Below are 14877 nucleotides of genomic sequence, written 5' to 3'. Positions count from 1 at the left end.
GGCGCGAGGTTGGTGAAACGTCGGCTGGTCACAGCCGTGGGTTGGCTGATCTACGCGCGCATCGCGGTGTGCAGACGAGCGGTCGCCAGGGCGCGCCGGCTGTCCCCGTGGGGTAGCAAACGCATGGCGTGCTCATGGATTTCGATATCGTCCGGGCAGCGTTGCCCGAACCGGAGCGCGTGTTCGGGATTGCGATCGGCCAGCACGGCGGTGCGCAGGCAGACGTCGAGGTGTTCGCGCCACTGCACGATGCCCGGCACATCCGAATCCGGCAGCAGCGGACCGCGATACAGGCGCACGGCGGTGGTCATATCACCGGCCTCGAGGGCGGCGAGCAGTTCGAGCGCATCGCAGGCCATCGGCTCGGTGAGCATGTAGCGGCGACCGGCGACCTGGCCGTCGGTGGCCCGGCGTAGTCGGGAGACATCGGCCTTCAAGGTGCTCGACGACACCGAGCGTTCGCCATAGACGGCCTCGTGCAGGCGTTCCGGGGTGAAGCCCTCGGGTTCGAGGGCCAGCAGCGTGAGGATCTCCAGCTGCCGCGGCCGCATCGGCACCTGCTTGCCCTCCTTATAGAGCCGCGGCACACCCAGGCACTCCAGCCGGGTGCGCGACGCGGGCTGCGCCTGCTCGGCGTGTAGTCGCGCCTCGATGGCGGTGACCAGCGCCCGCACCGTGGTCAGGATCATCGGATGCGAGCGATCCCAATACGTCGACAGATCCAGCACGCCCAGCTGCCGCCCGTCGGCCGCGCGGATCGGCGCGCAATAGCAGACCCACCCGTGCAGCGCCTCCACCAAATGCTCTGCGGCCCACACCGAACACGGCTGCCCGGTGTGCAGCGACAGCGCCACGCCGCTGGTGCCCATATACGGTTCGTCCCAGCAGCCGCCGGGTGCGAGGTTCACCTGCTCGGCCCGCCGCCGCACGCCCCGATCGCCGCAGCAGAACAGCACGGTGCCCGCCTCATCGGTGACCACGGCGATCATGCCGGCGTCCTCGGTGATCGCCCGTAGCTCACCGGCCAGTTCGGTCACCGGCGTCCGCAGCGGCGATTCCGCCCAGCGCGAACCCAATTCGTCCCGATCGGTGGCCGGTGCGACCGCGCGCGCCGGATCCACCGTGCGCAGCGAGCGCTCCCAGGATTCGGCGACCTCGTGCCGCAGCGCGATCTCCCGCCCCGGCGGCCGGCCGGCGGCGGTGGCCCAGCGCGCCCACACCTTTTCCAACTCCGCACGTTGCTGCGAGAGAACGGGCAACCGGGCCATCGTGCAAACTCCTCGCAGCGGTCGACGAAGTGCGATATCTCATGATGGCGCGCGGCGCGAGCGCGCGGAGCCCATTCGCCGCACTCGCCGCGTTAATTCATTCGATGCCGCTTCGCAGTATTCGCTGACCGCCCATTTCACCCCGCCGCCGCGACGGCCCGTGCGCGGTGCCGAGACGCCGGCGGATTCGACTGGTAGACAAGAACTATGGTCCTCCCATTCCGCTTCGGTGTGAATCTGCTGGCCCCCACTTCGCGCGCGGCGTGGGTCGAGAAGTGCCGCCGCGCCGAGAAACTGGGCTTCGATGTCATCGGCGTGCCCGACCATCTGGGACTGGTCGCCCCGTTCCCCGCGCTCATGCTGGCCGCCGAGGTGACCGAACGGGTGCGGCTCAACACCTTCGTACTCAATACCCCGTTCTACAACCCGACCCTGCTGGCCCGCGATGTGGCCGGGCTCGACCAGCTCTCGGGCGGGCGCTTCGAGCTGGGGCTCGGCACGGGCTACGTGCAATCCGAATTCGAGTCGGCCGGAATACGGTTCCCGTCCGCGGGCCGCCGCGTCGAGCACGTCGCGGAGACGGTGCGCACCCTGCGCCGCCTGTTCGCCGACCCGGACTATCAGCCCCGTCCGGTGCAGCCGGGCGGCCCGCCGGTGCTCATGGCCGCCTGGGGTGAACGCGCCCTGCGCGTGGCCGCCGAGCACGCCGAGATCATCGCCTTCGTCGGCGGCGGCACCGCCGACAGCGGCCACATCACCGTCGCCGATTCGGCGACCACCGCCAAGAAGGTGGACTTCGTGCGCGGCCTGCTCGGATCGCGCGCGGAGACGGTCGAATTCAACCTGCTCATCCAGGGTCTCACCGGACACGCCGACCGCGCCGCGTTCCTCGAACAGCTCGCCCCGCACCTGCCGCCCGGCAACACCGACGACCTCGAGGACATCCCGGTGCTGCTGGTCGGCACCCCGGAGGAACAAGCCCGGACCCTGCGCGAGCGCCGCGACCGCTTCGGCTTCAACTACCTGACGGTCAACGAGTTCAACATCGACAAATTCGCCCCGCTCATCCCACTGCTGCGCGGAACCTGACCCGGCGCGCCGGCGTTTGGTGTCGTCCTGCCGAGGCATTCCGTCCAAAACGACGGACTCGACCAGGAGGCATCAGATGTCGGGTGCAGTACTCACCATCATCATCGTGGCGGCGGTGATCGCGCTGGCCGCACTGCTCGCGGTCGCGCTGATACCGCGCCTGCGCAGTCGCCGGCTGCGCGACCGCTTCGGCCCGGAATACGACCGGACCGTCCAGCACGCCCAGAACCGGCGGGTGGCCGAACGCGAGCTCACCGAACGCGAAAAGCGCCACGAGCAGCTGCAATTGCGTGATCTATCGGAGGACGAGAAGCGCCGCTACACCATGCAGTGGGCGCAGGTGCAGGAACAGTTCATCGACGACCCGGTCGCCGCGCTCACCAATGCCGACCATCTGGTCACCGCGGTCATGACCGATCGCGGCTATCCGGCCGAGGACTACAACCGGCAGCTGGAAACCCTCTCGGTCGAGCACGCCCAGCCGCTCGAGCAGTACCGGATCGCCCACGACATCACCGGGCGCGCCGGGCAGGGCCAGGTGACCACCGAGGACATGCGCACCGCCATCGTGCACTACCGCGCCCTGTTCGAGGACCTGATGAACGGCCATCGCGCCGAATCCACCACACGCCACAACCAGTGAGGCACCGCCATGAGCATCGAATCCGAACGCGCCAAGAACAAGCACACCCAGGCCGATTCGCCCGCCGACACCCAGGCGACCGATCCGTCCACGCCGATCGTCACCGACCGCACCGCACCCACGAGCCCCAATCCGGCGGTCCCCGGCGCGGAGTCGTGGTCGCCCCAGGACGCCCAGCAGCGGCAGTCTCGCGAGGCGGAGTCGTGGTCGTCCCAAGACCCCCGGCAGCGGCAGTCCCGGGACGCGGAGCCGGGCTCCGGCGAAGGCGGCCGGCGGATCGTCCCCCCGACTCCGGAACAGCGCACCACGCCGGAGACGGACTCGCACGACACGGGCCGGCCCGAATCCGCCGCGCCCGAGCGCAACCGGCTCTTCGCCGAGAAGGATCTCCGCCAGCTGCGCGAGCAGTGGCGCGAGGTGCAGACCCAGTTCGTCGACGACCCGCAGAACTGTGTCGCCCACGCCGACGAACTCGTCGGCGACGCCATCCGGCAGCTGGCCGACACCTGCGCCCAGCGCCGCCAGGCCATCGAGCGCCGCTGGCACCAAGGCGAACGCGCCGACACCGAGGACCTGCGCCAAGCCCTGCGCGGCTACCGCGATCTGTTCGATCAGCTGCTCGCCACCGCCTCGGGCCCGGCGAACGGATAATCGGCGCCGATGAGTTTCGCGCGCTCGCGCGGTCACCACAGCGAGGCGCAAATCCGAGCGAAGAGGTGATCGCATGCGCGCGTTGCTCTTGCACATGATGGTGTCGGTGGACGGGTTCACCCAGGGACCGGGCGGGGTGATGGATTGGATCGAGATCGATGATCCCGACTTCCACGAGTATCTCGCCGCGCTGCTCGACAGTGTGGACGGCCAGATCTTCGGCCGGGTCTGCTACGAGGAGCTGGCGCAGTACTGGCCGCAGGCCGAGCGCGAGCCCGCCGCGCCCGGGGACGAGCTCGCGCCCCGCGTCAACGGGCTGCCGAAATATGTTGTCTCGCATCGGCGCCACGAGCTGCCGTGGCAGCCGGCGGTGCGGATCGGCGCCGATCTGGCCGAGGAGGTCGCCGAGCTGAAGGCCCGGCCCGGCAAGCCGCTGGTGCTGTTCGGCGGCGCCACCACGGCGCAGGAGTTCCTGCGGCTCGGGCTGGTGGACGAGTTGTGGCTGGCGGTGTTCCCGGTCCTGCTCGGGCTCGGGCAGCGGTTCTTCGCGCCGGGACCGCGCAGCGAGCTGCGCCTGCTGGAAACGCGCGAGTTTCCGAAATCGGGAGTGGTGCTGCAGCGGTACCGGCGCTGAGAACTCAGTTGGCGGTGGGCGCGACGAACATGTAGCTCTTCTCCTCGACGCGCTGGTGGATGCGCCAGCCGCCGCCGAGGCGCACGAAGGTGTCGTGATACCAGAGCCCGCACAGCATGAGCCGGCTGTGCCCGTCGGCCCCGGCGACCAGCATGGGGTTGTGGCACATGGTGCGCGCCGTGGCGTGGTCGCCGTCGACGCGAATGGACGAATTGCTGATCAGATGTTGGAAGGCGGAGAAGTTCGGCATGACGGTGGCCAGGAAGGTCTTGGTGGACGCCAGGTCACCGGCCGGGCCGCCCATGGCCGTGTAGTCGATGTGCGCGTCGGGGGTGAAGATCTCGTCCAGCAGGTCCCACTGGTGGGTGTCCACCGCATGTGAATAGCGGACCATCAGGTCCTCGATCTCCAGGCGGTCCGAAATCTCCTGCAGGGACAGCATGGTGCCTCCGGGTTGTGCCGATACGTGGGTCGGTGGGCCAGCGTACGGCGGCCGGGGCTCTGATCTTGTGGTTTCCGAAAAGTATGGGGATGCAAACGATCTCGTTCAGACCGGTCGTGATTGGATGATCTTGCCGCCGGAGGGCCGGATTCGCGTTCTCTAGTGAACAGCTGGTTCCCCTTCCCGCCCGGTTCGGGCTACCTTTGAGAGAAGCTGTCCGAAATGTCGCAATGATTCCAAATGGGTGGGTAGAGTAGTTGGGGGATAGGTAGTTTCGATGGAACCAACCGAATTCTTCATGCCCTTCGATTCGGCGGGCCTCAACCCCGCGGAGATCGAGGCAGAGGCGGCAATGTGGGCCTGGCTCGAGACCTTCGAGCTGGTGCCGTCGGAGCTCACGCGCCGGCGCATGGAACGCACCCGCCCCGCGCGCATGTACGCCCTGTGGTGCCCGCGAGTCGGAGTGGACGATCTCGCACTGCTCTCGCAGTACACCGCATGGGCTTTCATAGTGGACGACCAGTTCGACATCGAAATCCCGGATCCGCGCCGATGTTTGGACACGATCACCGCCTTGAGCGCGGTATTCGACGGTGCGGGGCAAACATCCGGCGTTCTCGGAATCGCATTCACCGACCTGTGGCGGCGGCTGTCGGAGGGCCGCTCGGCACAGTGGCGGGTCAGCGTCGAGGCCGAGATCCGCGCCTGGCTGTGGACCTACTACACCGAGGCCGTCGGGCGACTATCGGGCAGCCTGCCCGATCTGCAGACCTATCGCGCCCATCGCCGAGATGGCGTGGCGCTGTTCGTCTTTCTCGACATCAGCGAGATCGCCGAGGGCGTGGACCTGTCGGCGGGCGCGCGGCACCTGCCGTCCATGCGCGGGCTGCGCGAGGCCGCGGTGGAGCACATGGGCCTGTTCAACGACGTGCTGTCGGTGGCCTCCGACGAGGCCTCCGGATATCTCTACAACTCGGTGCTGCTGGCCGAATACCATTACGGCTACGACCGGGCACAGGCCTACGACCTCGTGAACGGGATGCTGACCGAATGCATCCAGCGCATGACCGACGCCCTCGAACGCCTACCGGCGGAACTCGACGACGCCGGGATCACCGGACGCGATAAGGACGACACTCTAGCTACTGCCAGTAATTACACCGTCTATGTACGCGCGAACCTCGACTATCACTATCAGGCCGCGCGCTACACGAGCGCCCCGATCGAGGCTCTCGAACACGGATTGCCGCTCACTTGAACAGCGGTCACCAGGCTGTTGCCGAACTGAAATCCGCAGGCCACCCGATCCTTTCGCATGTCGATGGGACCATGAGCTACCTGCTACGCATGGCCGCCCGTCTGTCACCGGGTGGTCGGGAGGCCGTGTCCGAAAGTGAACGGGGCCGATTATGCGAGCGTCGAAACACACCAATTCCACAGCGGGACAACGTCATGAGGGTCGGCGGCGGTGGGGCCTGTCGCGGCCGGCGGTGGCCAATCTGGCCGGGCACAGCGAAATCTGCCCACGCGCAGCAGAATCCGGGCAACATTCCTTCGATTGCCGAATAGAGCGGCTGGCACGCAAACAGTTAACCGAGGCCAGACAGGCGATCGAGCCCGTCCTGCGGTCGGCGGTGGCGCTGCTGGCGGAGCCGCTGGATCGCATGGCGGGCTACCACTTCGGCTGGTGTGACACCGACGGAAACGAGGTCTCCGGTGTCCAGGGCAAGGCGCTCCGCCCGGCCCTCACCTTCGCGGCCGCCACCGCCTGCGGGGGCGCCACCGAGCAGGCCGTGCACGCGGCGGCGGCCGTGGAACTGCTGCACAACTTCTCCCTCGTGCACGACGACGTCATGGACACCGACCCGATGCGGCACGGGCGGCCGACGGTCTGGCGAATCTGGGGCGAAACCAATGCGACGTTGCTGGGAGACGCCTTGCAGGCGTTGGCACTCGGCGTGCTATCGGACGGGGTGCCCGAGGAGGTGACCTCCGAGGCGGTGATCCGGCTGGCCCGCGCGACCGTCACGCTGTGCCGGGGGCAGTACGCCGACTGCGCGTTCGAGACGCGTTCCACGGTGAGCATCGACGAGTATCTGACCATGGCGGCCGGGAAGACCGGGGCCCTGCTGGCGTGCGCCTGCGCGCTGGGGGCGCTGTGTGCGGGGGCCGATCATCGGGTGGTGTCGGCCATGCACACCTTCGGGGCCGAGTTGGGGCTGGTGTTCCAGCTCATCGACGACGCGATCGATATCTGGGGCGATCCGGCCGTCACCGGTAAGCCCGCGCACAGCGATCTGATTCACCGCAAGCAGTCGTTCCCGGTCGTGTGCGCGCTCGCCTCCGATACCGGGCCCGGCCGGGAGCTCGCGCGGCTCTACCAGGCCCGCAATCCGATGACGCCGTCGCGGGCGGCGCGGGCCGCCGATCTCATCGAGGAGGCCGGTGGCCGCCATCGCACGCTGCGGCGCGCCGAAGCGGCATTGCGGGCGGCGCTCAACGCGCTGCCGCCGGAATTGGCGGTCGGGGACCTGACCGCGCTGGCGCAACTGGTCGCGCACCGGGATCGGTGAGCTGCCCTCACGCCGGGTGTTCGGGCTCGAGTCCGAACACCCGGCGGGCATTGCCGGACAGGAACAGCTCCCGGGCCTCGTCGTCGAGGCCGAGTTCCTCGATGCCGGTCAGCGCCCGGTCCGGCGTGATCATGGGAAAATTGGTGCCGAACAATACTTTTCGACGCCCGTGCGCCTTCATATAGGCGATGAGTTCCGGCGGATAGCGGCGCACCGTGTACGCGGAGGTGTCGATGTGGACATTCGGGTACTTGGTGGCGAGCGCGATCATTTCGGTCGTCCACGGATAACCGATATGGCCGCCGACAATGGTGAGCTCCGGGAAGTCGAGAGCGACATCATCGAGATAGGGGATGGGACGCCCGGTCTCGGAAGTGCGCAGCGGGCCGGTGTGCCCGACCTGCGTGCAGAACGGGATGCCGAGCTCCACGCATTCGGCGTAGAGCGGATAGTAGCGCCGATCATTGGGCGGCAGTCCCCACAGCCACGGCACGATGCGCAGCGCCCGCATTCCCAATTCGGTGACGGCACGGCGCAATTCACGCACGGCGGCGACCGGCCTGCGCAGATCGACGGAGGCCACACCCACCAGTCGTCCATCGGAATCCGCCACGAAGCTTGCGACTTCGTCATTGGAGATCAGCACGCCCTCCGGGCCGTACCACGCGCAGATCAACGCGGTATCCACCCCGGCGGCATCCATGAGCGCGAGCGTCGCCGCCACCGGCGGCTGCTCGGTGGGCAGCGGCGCACCCCACCGGCGCAGCGAATCGAACATGTCGTGCTGCACCAGGCGCAGCGTCGGATGTTGGGCCCAGACATCGATAATGGACAAGGTTCCTCCTCGTTCGAAGGTCATCGCCGAGGTGCCCGCAGCCATAGCCGGCTGGCCTCGTCTTCGGTGGTCGCCAGCAGCAGCCCGCCGCCGGGCAGCTCCACCATCCTGGCCCGAAACGCGGCGATCGGCATCGAAATCTCCTGCCAATCCGTGCAATTCGACGCGGTCGACGCCAGGTGCACGACCCCGTCGAGCTTGAACGCGGTCACCGCCCGAGCATCTCGCGCGAGCACCTGCAACACGTCCACCGTGCTCGCCGTGGGCCCGCCCACCGCCACCGCACCGACACCCGGCCAGCACATGATCTGCGCCGGCGTCCCCGTCGTCTGCCCGAAGACCGTGCAGCCCGCCGAACCACAGCCCACCCGCGTGGCCAGCACCCCCACCCCGCCGAGTTCCCGCCGCTCCCACCCGAACCCATCGCCCGACACCCACTCCAAGGGCCGAGGAGCCCCGTCCCGCAGCGTATGCCCCACCACCACAAACCCTTCCGGTCCCGTGGTCACATCGGCCGCCCCGGTCTGCTCCCCGACCGCGGACGCCAGGGCCGGATCATCGGCCCGCCGTGCCCACGTGGCCCCATCCCGGGAAGTCCACACGGCCGCCCCGTAGCCCTGCGGCCCGCCCCACCCGCCGACCAGCAGATCCACACCTCCCAACGCCGCCGCCCCCGATACCGCGATCGCTCGCGGACCCCCGAACATCTCGACCACCTGCGGATGCTCCACCAGCCCACCCACGCCCCCACTCCACACGGTCATCCGCGGATTACTGTGCGCCCCACCGAATGCCTGCCCCAGCACCACGATCCGTTCGCCCACCCCCGCCGAAATCAACTCCGCCACAAACCCATACCCACTCTTGGGTTCCACTCCCACGGCCCGCCACTCGCTCCCGTCGCCGGTCACCCAGGCCGCCGGCGCCCGCCCCTCCGCCCCCGGCACCGATCCCAGCGCCAGCACCTCGTCCCCGACCCGCACGAATTCCACCACCCGCGCACCATCTCCGGGCGACTCCAACTCTCGCCACTCCGAAACAGATTCCGCCCCAGTGCATCCGGCTGCCAGCACAACCGCCGACACCACAACGAGCCACCACCGCCGCATCCGCTCACTCTGTCAGAAGACCGCCCACCGGATCACCGATTCGCGCCCACCGCGCCGCTGACAGCGTGCTACCGCGACAGTTCGCGGGTGGGCAGGCACCAGGAAAATCATTCGCCTCGAGGCGCGGCGGGCCACTAGCTTGGCGGCCATGGCATATGAACATGCGCTGGCGTATGTCCTGGGGCTGGAAGGGGTTGCGCTGCTGCGGGCGTTCGCGGGGGAGCACGATCGGGCGTTCACCGAGGCGCGCATCGCCGAGATCCGGAAGATCCTGGACGACGGGTCCCTCGACGAGGCCGGGGAGCAGGTCGAGCATGTGGATGTCGTCGAGGGCTACGGCATCTGGGCTGCGGCCTACGACAGTCCCGGCAATCCGGCATTCGACTACGACGCGCCCCTGATTCGGGCGGTGGCAGCCGAGTTGCCGACCGGCGTCGCATTGGACGCGGCCTGCGGCACGGGGCGGGTCAGCGCCACGCTGGCCGAGTGCGGGTATGCGGTGCTCGGGGTGGATCGGTCGCCGGAGATGCTCGAGCTCGCGCGGAAGCGATTGCCGGAAGGCGACTTCCGAGTAGGCGGCCTCGAGGAGCTACCGGTCGGCGACGACGCGGTGGACATCGTGACCTGCTCCCTGGCGCTGAGCCATGTGCCCGATCTGCGGCCGGTTTTCGCCGAGTTCGCCCGCGTCCTGCGGCCCGGCGGTCACCTCGTCATCGCCGATGTGCATCCCGAACAGGTTGCTCGCACCCATGTTCCGACGGTCCGCCGCACGGACGGCACGGCCGGACGGGTGAGTTCCCACCACCACCGCACCGGCGACTACGTGCGCGCCGCACTGGCCGCCGGATTCCGGATCCGATCCTGCGAAGAGCCGACCATACCTCCGGCCGCACCCCAGCCCGCCGCCGAACCCGGCCCCTGGGAGATCTGGCCGTGGTCGTTGACCGCCCTGGTCCCGGAGGCCGCTCGTGCAGCGAACGCCGGCGTCCCGGGGATGCTCCTGTGGCACATGCAGCTCACCCGTCCAGATGGCCGCTGATCACCGGCGCGAGGCGAGCCGTCAACTCCGCCAGCGATTCCGAGGCCACCGGCTCGACCCGCAGGATGTAGCGCAGATATGCGACACCCAGCAGTTGCGCCATGGCCAGATCGATCCGCAATTCCGCATCCGGACCCGGGAGCACGGCCGCGATCTGCGCATACACCTGTCCCTGAATGAACTGCCGCACCAGCGCCGCCGACTCCTCGTGGGTCGCCGCCCCGCGCAGGATCGCCAGCAGCGGAGCGCGTGATTCCGGCCTGTCCCAGGCTTCGAAGAACACTCGCGTGAGCCGCTCGCCGATCTCGCCGCGGTCACCCGCGGTGATCCGCGCGGCGATATCGGCCGGTTCGAACGGCCACCCCATGGTCGCCCGGAACAACTCCGCCTTGCTGCCGAAGTAGTGCCTGATCAATCCGGGATCGACCCCGGCGGCCGCGGCGATCTCCCGCACGGTCGTCTTCTCGTATCCGCCTTCGGCAAACCTGCGCCGCGCCGTCTCCAGCAGCACGTCACGCGTATCGGTCTTGCCCGGCCGTCGTCCAATCGGTGGCATAGTGCCAGGAATTCTACAAGCGTTGACTTCTCGTTGGCCCCGGCGCTAGCCTGGGAAGAGAAATTCCACAACTGAGGAGTTCTTGCAATGCCCGCTCCCCGATGGCTCGCCCGCGCCAACCGCAACGGCCTCAACCGCCTCACCAAGTTCATCGCCCCCTGGGCCCCCGGCTGGGCCGTCGTCATCCACCGCGGCCGCAAATCCGGCAAGACCTTCCGCACCCCGCTGTGGGCCTTCCGCCGCGCCGGCGGCTACGTCATCGCGCTCACCTACGGTCCCGAATCCGATTGGGTCCGCAACGTTCTGGCCGCCGGCGGCTGCGAACTCCAGACCCGCCGCCACCGCTACGAAGTCCGCAACCCCCACCTCTACCGCGACGAAACCGCCGCCGCCATGCCGATATTCATCCGCTTCATGCTGCGTAACGTCCTCAACGCCCCGCATTTCCTCAGCGTCGACGTGGTGCGCGAACTGCAGCCCGCGCACTGAGGCGTGCCCGTACTACTTGGTGGCGCAGAAGCTGTCCCACTCGGTTACCCGGACGATCGGACCCGCCCCGGCGGATTCGCCGCGACCAGTCGAGGTTGCGGCGAATGCTATGCCACTCACGCAGACCCGCGCGATATTCGGAAAGCTGTCGGTGTTGCGATAGACCTCGACGTAGTCGACGTCGTGGATGGCATCCGATGGTCCGCTCCGGTCCTCGAGTTGCTCCTGGGTGCACCCGGCGAGTGCGAGCATTATCAGGGCGAACAGGTACATTGTCCTCGATCGCATCAAAGTGCTGCTCATCGTGCTGCCTTTCGAATAGGGCGTCGATGTCAGGCCCGTTCTCGGAGTCTGATGTGATGGACGCCGTTGACAATCTCGTGAGTGAGAACTTCGAACCGCGTGCCCCGATCGAAGAGAACCTCATTCTCCAATGTCGGAATCCCAAGCGGGACAAGGTACTTTCCGTTTCTCGATTCGATGGTGAACTGGGTGTTTCCCTGGCGGGGTCTGTCGATCGAGGAGCTTGTGAAAGCAGGCTCGAGAATCACAGCTCCGGGTTTGTATTTCTCCAGGAGCTTGTCCGACAGATTGATTCCCCGAAGTACGACACCCGTGTACGGCGGTAGTTTTGCCAAAGCAGTGGAGATGGCTCGCGAGCGCTGCTCCAGATCCAGCCTGGCTTCCGCCCGGGGCACGCTGTGGTTGTCATGGTTGTATCTATTGATCCACCAATGGTTCGTCGAGATGTAATCGTCGATCGCGCGGAGGTCCTCGGCGGTGAAATCCCCGGGGACACCGGATGGTGCGTCCACATGTGTCGGCGAGCTCGGTTCATCGACGCGGAACTGCCGGCTGTCGAAACCGACGAGCAACTCGTTTGTGACGACTCCATTGACCTTTATCCGAGTGACCAGTGCTCTGACCAGTACGTACTCGATCTTGCAGGTGCCGGGGTCGGTCAGGCGGTTCGCGAGAGCGCGATCGACAGCGGATTCCGATGTCGTCATCGCCTCGATCGTCGCGTCGAGATACCCGCGCGTCCCTTCTTGGTAGTGCAGGCCCTGCGCCCCCGGGCGTACGTTCAGTTCGTCACCGGGTCCCTTTTCGGCGATGATCAGGATCGTGCACCCACCGCTTGCCTTGTCGACTATTTCGTAGACACTGTCGAAGCCGCCACGCCTCTTCGTGACAGGGTCATCGATCTGCTCGACGTAGAAGGCTGTGCGGGGATATTGATTGCGCAGCATGTGCTGGCGTGCGAGGGTGCCGAGCTCGGCGAGCGCCTGACTTCGCGCATCGTAGACCTCTTTCATCTGCGCCGCGGTTTCCGGCGATACCCGTCCGGTCGTCGTGATCTCCGCATCGCGCTGTGCGATCAATGCCGCCCACTGCCGATTCGTAATCGCGTGCAATGCCAGAACCGCGGCGTCTTGAAGGGTTCCGAGCTCGATCTGTTCGATGGGTTCGATGCCGGCACGCTTGTCGCTGCCAGGCACATACCCGGGTGGCTGGCCCTCCTCGACGACCGTGATGAAGCGGGAAGGATCGCTCGGATCAATTCGGATCGGCGGTACGACCATGCCGTTCTCGTCGATCGCGAAGTTGTTCCTGGGGCGGATGACACCATTGACCTCGTCCGGGAGCAGGTATTTGGCGCGATACTCGGGCGAGTTGATCTTCGTGTCGATCGGTTCGTTCTCGGCTTCGGCCGCGGTGGTCCCCGGCGGAGAGTAGGCCGCCGCAGCGGTTTTCGCGCTGCTCGGTGCGGAGCCGGTGGACGGTGCCGCTGTCGGCCTCGTCGCGCCCGCCGTGGCCGGGGCGTCGATTGTGCAGCTCAGAGCCTTCGACATGATCTGGATACCGCGTGCGTTTCCGGCGGCCGCGGCGGCGTTGTATGCCTGGACCGCAGCGTAATTGCGCGGGTTCGGCGGATTCGCGTTGTGGACGGCAGCCTCTCGATTGTGTGCCTGTGCCGCACGCAGCAAGCTGACGCAGTCGTCGGGTAATGGCGAAGCGGAACCAATGCCTGTGACGAGCGTCGTCCACAGAACGACGACCAGTGGGATACCGAGTCGCCGCGGCAGGGCCTCCGGCGGTCGCTTCAATGCAGGTACCGCCATCTCCCGTCCTCCCTCCGCAGGAAGAAGATGTCGGTCGCCTCATACCCGTCATTCCACTCGATGGTTACCTCGGCATTGGCGAGATCCCCTGTTATCACGATGTTCTCAATATGTGTGACGATGCCGCGGTCCGCCTGCCGAACGGCATCCAGTGGATTGTTTTCGTACCGCTCGCGTAGTTCCGTGCTGTAGTGATCGATGACGACGAACGGGTCCGGCGCGGCGAGCACCTCGCGCAGCACGGTGTCGATTTCCTTCTCATCCTGAGGTCCAGAGCTGCTGCCGAACAGTACGGCCATCGTCCCGGCGAGCATGAGCACCGAAGATCCGGCGATCAGCCCGAGGCGCTTCCGGTTGTAGGTCAAGGTGCCAAATCGTCGGAGCAGAGCTTCCATTCGTCCCCCTCCCGGCGCAGCAACACTTCGCCCGTCGATTCCATTCCGGCACTGACGGTCGTCACCTCCGCGGTGGCGGTGTCGCCCTGGATCTCGATCTTGGCGATCTTGGTCAGCTCGATGTTCTCGGGCACAGCGGGCAGCGCCGAATACAAGGCATCGAGCTCAGCCTTCAGTGTGTCCTGCTCCACCTGGAATTCCGGTGGCAGCGAAACGTCCGCCGGAAGCGTAGGCATCGGCGAAGCGGCGTCGAATATCTCGCGAATCGCGGCACACATGAACGGCCTTCTTGCCGATATGTCCTCGGCTTCCGTCACGGCCCGCAGCGTCTGCTCGATCTTCTGTTCATCGGTTGCAGATTCCGCACCACTGCAACCGATGATCGACATCGCGACGAGCACGAAGCCGACGGCGAGACCGAATCTCCGGCATTGCATATCCGACTTCCTTTCAGCGGACCGAGATCACGCGACTGCGGCGGTGCCACCCGGCGGGATGTACGTGAAATCCATTTCCACCCCGAGGAGTCGGGCCCGATCGCCGTGCGGCCGGTTTGATCGACGCTATCGAGTTTCGACTGCCGTTCATGATGATTCGGGCGTGCCCGAATGATTCGGTGCTGTCCTCGCGGGGAGGGGGCTGCGGTCGTCGGTGCGACGGTTGCTGTGGGCCGAACCCGCAGTGCGGCCCGTGAGAGCGGTCATGAGGTGAGAGTCCGTGGTGACCTCGACGGGAATCGAACCCGCGTAGTCCTGAGTGAGAGTCAGGGTGCCCGACCAGCGGAGCACGAGGCCTTGGTGACGCAGATCGGAATCGAACCGACGTGGATTCTGGGTGAAAACCAGACCGCCCGTGCCAGCAGAGCAACTGCGCCGTGGAGCCCTCGAGAGGATTCGAACCCCTATCTGCGTGACTCGAATTCACGAGCTCTATCCGGTTGAGCTACGAGGGCATTGTTATGAAATGAGAAAGGGCCGCTCCGTTGGCGGTTCAGCCAGTGGAGCGACCCTTCGACGGGGGAGAAGGCCCCC

Annotated in this window: 17 protein-coding genes and 3 tRNA genes; 8 read left to right on the top strand and 12 right to left on the bottom strand. The window is 66.9% G+C overall.

Features of this window, described 5'->3' with window-relative positions; genetic code table 11:
• Positions 1–50: 50 nt before the first annotated feature.
• Positions 51–1268, bottom strand: coding sequence for a transcriptional regulator (locus ACFVIV_RS04475; RefSeq protein ID WP_379193373.1), 1218 nt, complete (start codon positions 1266–1268; stop codon positions 51–53).
• A 207-nt stretch (positions 1269–1475) separates the two neighbouring features.
• Here ACFVIV_RS04475 and ACFVIV_RS04470 point away from each other — a divergent pair, with 207 nt between their 5' ends.
• The 4 genes from ACFVIV_RS04470 to ACFVIV_RS04455 all read left to right on the top strand — a co-directional run bounded on the left by ACFVIV_RS04470 (position 1476) and on the right by ACFVIV_RS04455 (position 4285).
• Positions 1476–2357 (top strand): TIGR03621 family F420-dependent LLM class oxidoreductase, encoded by an 882-nt coding sequence (locus ACFVIV_RS04470; RefSeq protein ID WP_379193372.1) that lies wholly within the window; start codon positions 1476–1478, stop codon positions 2355–2357.
• 76 nt (positions 2358–2433) lie between these two features.
• The gene (locus tag ACFVIV_RS04465; RefSeq protein WP_379193371.1) at positions 2434–3000 is read left to right on the top strand and encodes a hypothetical protein; all 567 of its coding nucleotides are present in this window, start codon (positions 2434–2436) and stop codon (positions 2998–3000) included.
• Between the two features lie 9 nt (positions 3001–3009).
• Positions 3010–3651 (top strand): hypothetical protein, encoded by a 642-nt coding sequence (locus tag ACFVIV_RS04460; RefSeq protein ID WP_379193370.1) that lies wholly within the window; start codon positions 3010–3012, stop codon positions 3649–3651.
• A 73-nt stretch (positions 3652–3724) separates the two neighbouring features.
• Positions 3725–4285 carry a dihydrofolate reductase family protein gene (locus ACFVIV_RS04455; RefSeq protein WP_379193369.1) on the top strand — a complete coding sequence of 187 codons (561 nt, stop codon included), beginning with the start codon at positions 3725–3727 and terminating at the stop codon, positions 4283–4285.
• A 4-nt stretch (positions 4286–4289) separates the two neighbouring features.
• On the opposite strand, the gene ACFVIV_RS04450 is transcribed toward ACFVIV_RS04455, so the two are convergent.
• A complete protein-coding gene (locus ACFVIV_RS04450) occupies positions 4290–4727 on the bottom strand; it encodes a nuclear transport factor 2 family protein (protein WP_379193368.1) in 438 nt (145 codons plus the stop codon).
• A 277-nt stretch (positions 4728–5004) separates the two neighbouring features.
• On the opposite strand from ACFVIV_RS04450, the gene ACFVIV_RS04445 reads away from it, so the two are divergent.
• Entirely contained in the window at positions 5005–5985 is a 981-nt protein-coding gene (locus ACFVIV_RS04445; RefSeq protein ID WP_379193367.1) for a terpene synthase family protein, read from the top strand.
• A gap of 376 nt (positions 5986–6361) precedes the next feature.
• A complete protein-coding gene (locus tag ACFVIV_RS04440; RefSeq protein WP_379193366.1) occupies positions 6362–7300 on the top strand; it encodes a polyprenyl synthetase family protein in 939 nt (312 codons plus the stop codon).
• A gap of 7 nt (positions 7301–7307) precedes the next feature.
• Here the strand turns inward: ACFVIV_RS04440 and ACFVIV_RS04435 are convergent, their stop codons facing one another.
• Together ACFVIV_RS04435 and ACFVIV_RS04430 are read right to left on the bottom strand one after the other, a co-directional pair.
• Positions 7308–8078 carry an amidohydrolase family protein gene (locus ACFVIV_RS04435; RefSeq protein ID WP_379193685.1) on the bottom strand — a complete coding sequence of 257 codons (771 nt, stop codon included), beginning with the start codon at positions 8076–8078 and terminating at the stop codon, positions 7308–7310.
• Between the two features lie 77 nt (positions 8079–8155).
• Positions 8156–9130 (bottom strand): hypothetical protein, encoded by a 975-nt coding sequence (locus tag ACFVIV_RS04430; RefSeq protein ID WP_379193365.1) that lies wholly within the window; start codon positions 9128–9130, stop codon positions 8156–8158.
• A 262-nt stretch (positions 9131–9392) separates the two neighbouring features.
• Here ACFVIV_RS04430 and ACFVIV_RS04425 point away from each other — a divergent pair, with 262 nt between their 5' ends.
• The gene (locus ACFVIV_RS04425; protein ID WP_379193364.1) at positions 9393–10283 is read left to right on the top strand and encodes a class I SAM-dependent methyltransferase; all 891 of its coding nucleotides are present in this window, start codon (positions 9393–9395) and stop codon (positions 10281–10283) included.
• On the opposite strand, the gene ACFVIV_RS04420 is transcribed toward ACFVIV_RS04425, so the two are convergent.
• A complete protein-coding gene (locus ACFVIV_RS04420; protein WP_379193363.1) occupies positions 10261–10839 on the bottom strand; it encodes a TetR family transcriptional regulator in 579 nt (192 codons plus the stop codon). The two genes, ACFVIV_RS04425 and ACFVIV_RS04420, sit on opposite strands and share 23 nt — an antisense overlap.
• An 87-nt stretch (positions 10840–10926) precedes the next feature.
• Between ACFVIV_RS04420 and ACFVIV_RS04415 the strand changes: the two genes are divergently transcribed.
• Positions 10927–11328 carry a nitroreductase family deazaflavin-dependent oxidoreductase gene (locus ACFVIV_RS04415; protein ID WP_379193362.1) on the top strand — a complete coding sequence of 134 codons (402 nt, stop codon included), beginning with the start codon at positions 10927–10929 and terminating at the stop codon, positions 11326–11328.
• A gap of 12 nt (positions 11329–11340) precedes the next feature.
• Here ACFVIV_RS04415 and ACFVIV_RS04410 read toward each other — a convergent pair whose 3' ends face one another.
• The 7 genes from ACFVIV_RS04410 to ACFVIV_RS04380 all read right to left on the bottom strand — a co-directional run bounded on the left by ACFVIV_RS04410 (position 11341) and on the right by ACFVIV_RS04380 (position 14798).
• Positions 11341–11631, bottom strand: a complete 291-nt coding sequence (locus tag ACFVIV_RS04410; protein WP_379193361.1) for a hypothetical protein — start codon at positions 11629–11631, stop codon at positions 11341–11343.
• Between the two features lie 29 nt (positions 11632–11660).
• The gene (locus tag ACFVIV_RS04405) at positions 11661–13451 is read right to left on the bottom strand and encodes a hypothetical protein (RefSeq protein ID WP_379193360.1); all 1791 of its coding nucleotides are present in this window, start codon (positions 13449–13451) and stop codon (positions 11661–11663) included.
• Complete coding sequence (locus ACFVIV_RS04400) at positions 13433–13816, bottom strand: nuclear transport factor 2 family protein (protein ID WP_379193359.1); 384 nt, start codon at positions 13814–13816, stop codon at positions 13433–13435. Before ACFVIV_RS04400 ends, ACFVIV_RS04405 begins: the two co-directional genes overlap by 19 nt.
• Positions 13813–14283: a hypothetical protein gene (locus tag ACFVIV_RS04395; protein ID WP_379193358.1), complete on the bottom strand. Its 471-nt coding sequence runs from the start codon at positions 14281–14283 to the stop codon at positions 13813–13815. The genes ACFVIV_RS04400 and ACFVIV_RS04395 overlap by 4 nt, the downstream gene beginning before the upstream one ends.
• Positions 14284–14564: 281 nt before the next feature.
• A tRNA-Glu gene (locus tag ACFVIV_RS04390) sits at positions 14565–14640 on the bottom strand.
• Between the two features lies 1 nt (position 14641).
• A tRNA-Glu gene (locus ACFVIV_RS04385) sits at positions 14642–14720 on the bottom strand.
• A gap of 1 nt (position 14721) precedes the next feature.
• Positions 14722–14798 (bottom strand) — tRNA-Arg (locus ACFVIV_RS04380).
• Positions 14799–14877 lie beyond the last annotated feature (79 nt).

Origin of the sequence: Nocardia sp. NPDC127526 (assembly GCF_042672265.1) — a bacterium.
Taxonomy (GTDB): domain Bacteria; phylum Actinomycetota; class Actinomycetes; order Mycobacteriales; family Mycobacteriaceae; genus Nocardia.
The sequence above is the reverse complement of the archived record's forward strand: the minus strand, read 5'-3'. Positions and strand labels throughout refer to the sequence as shown.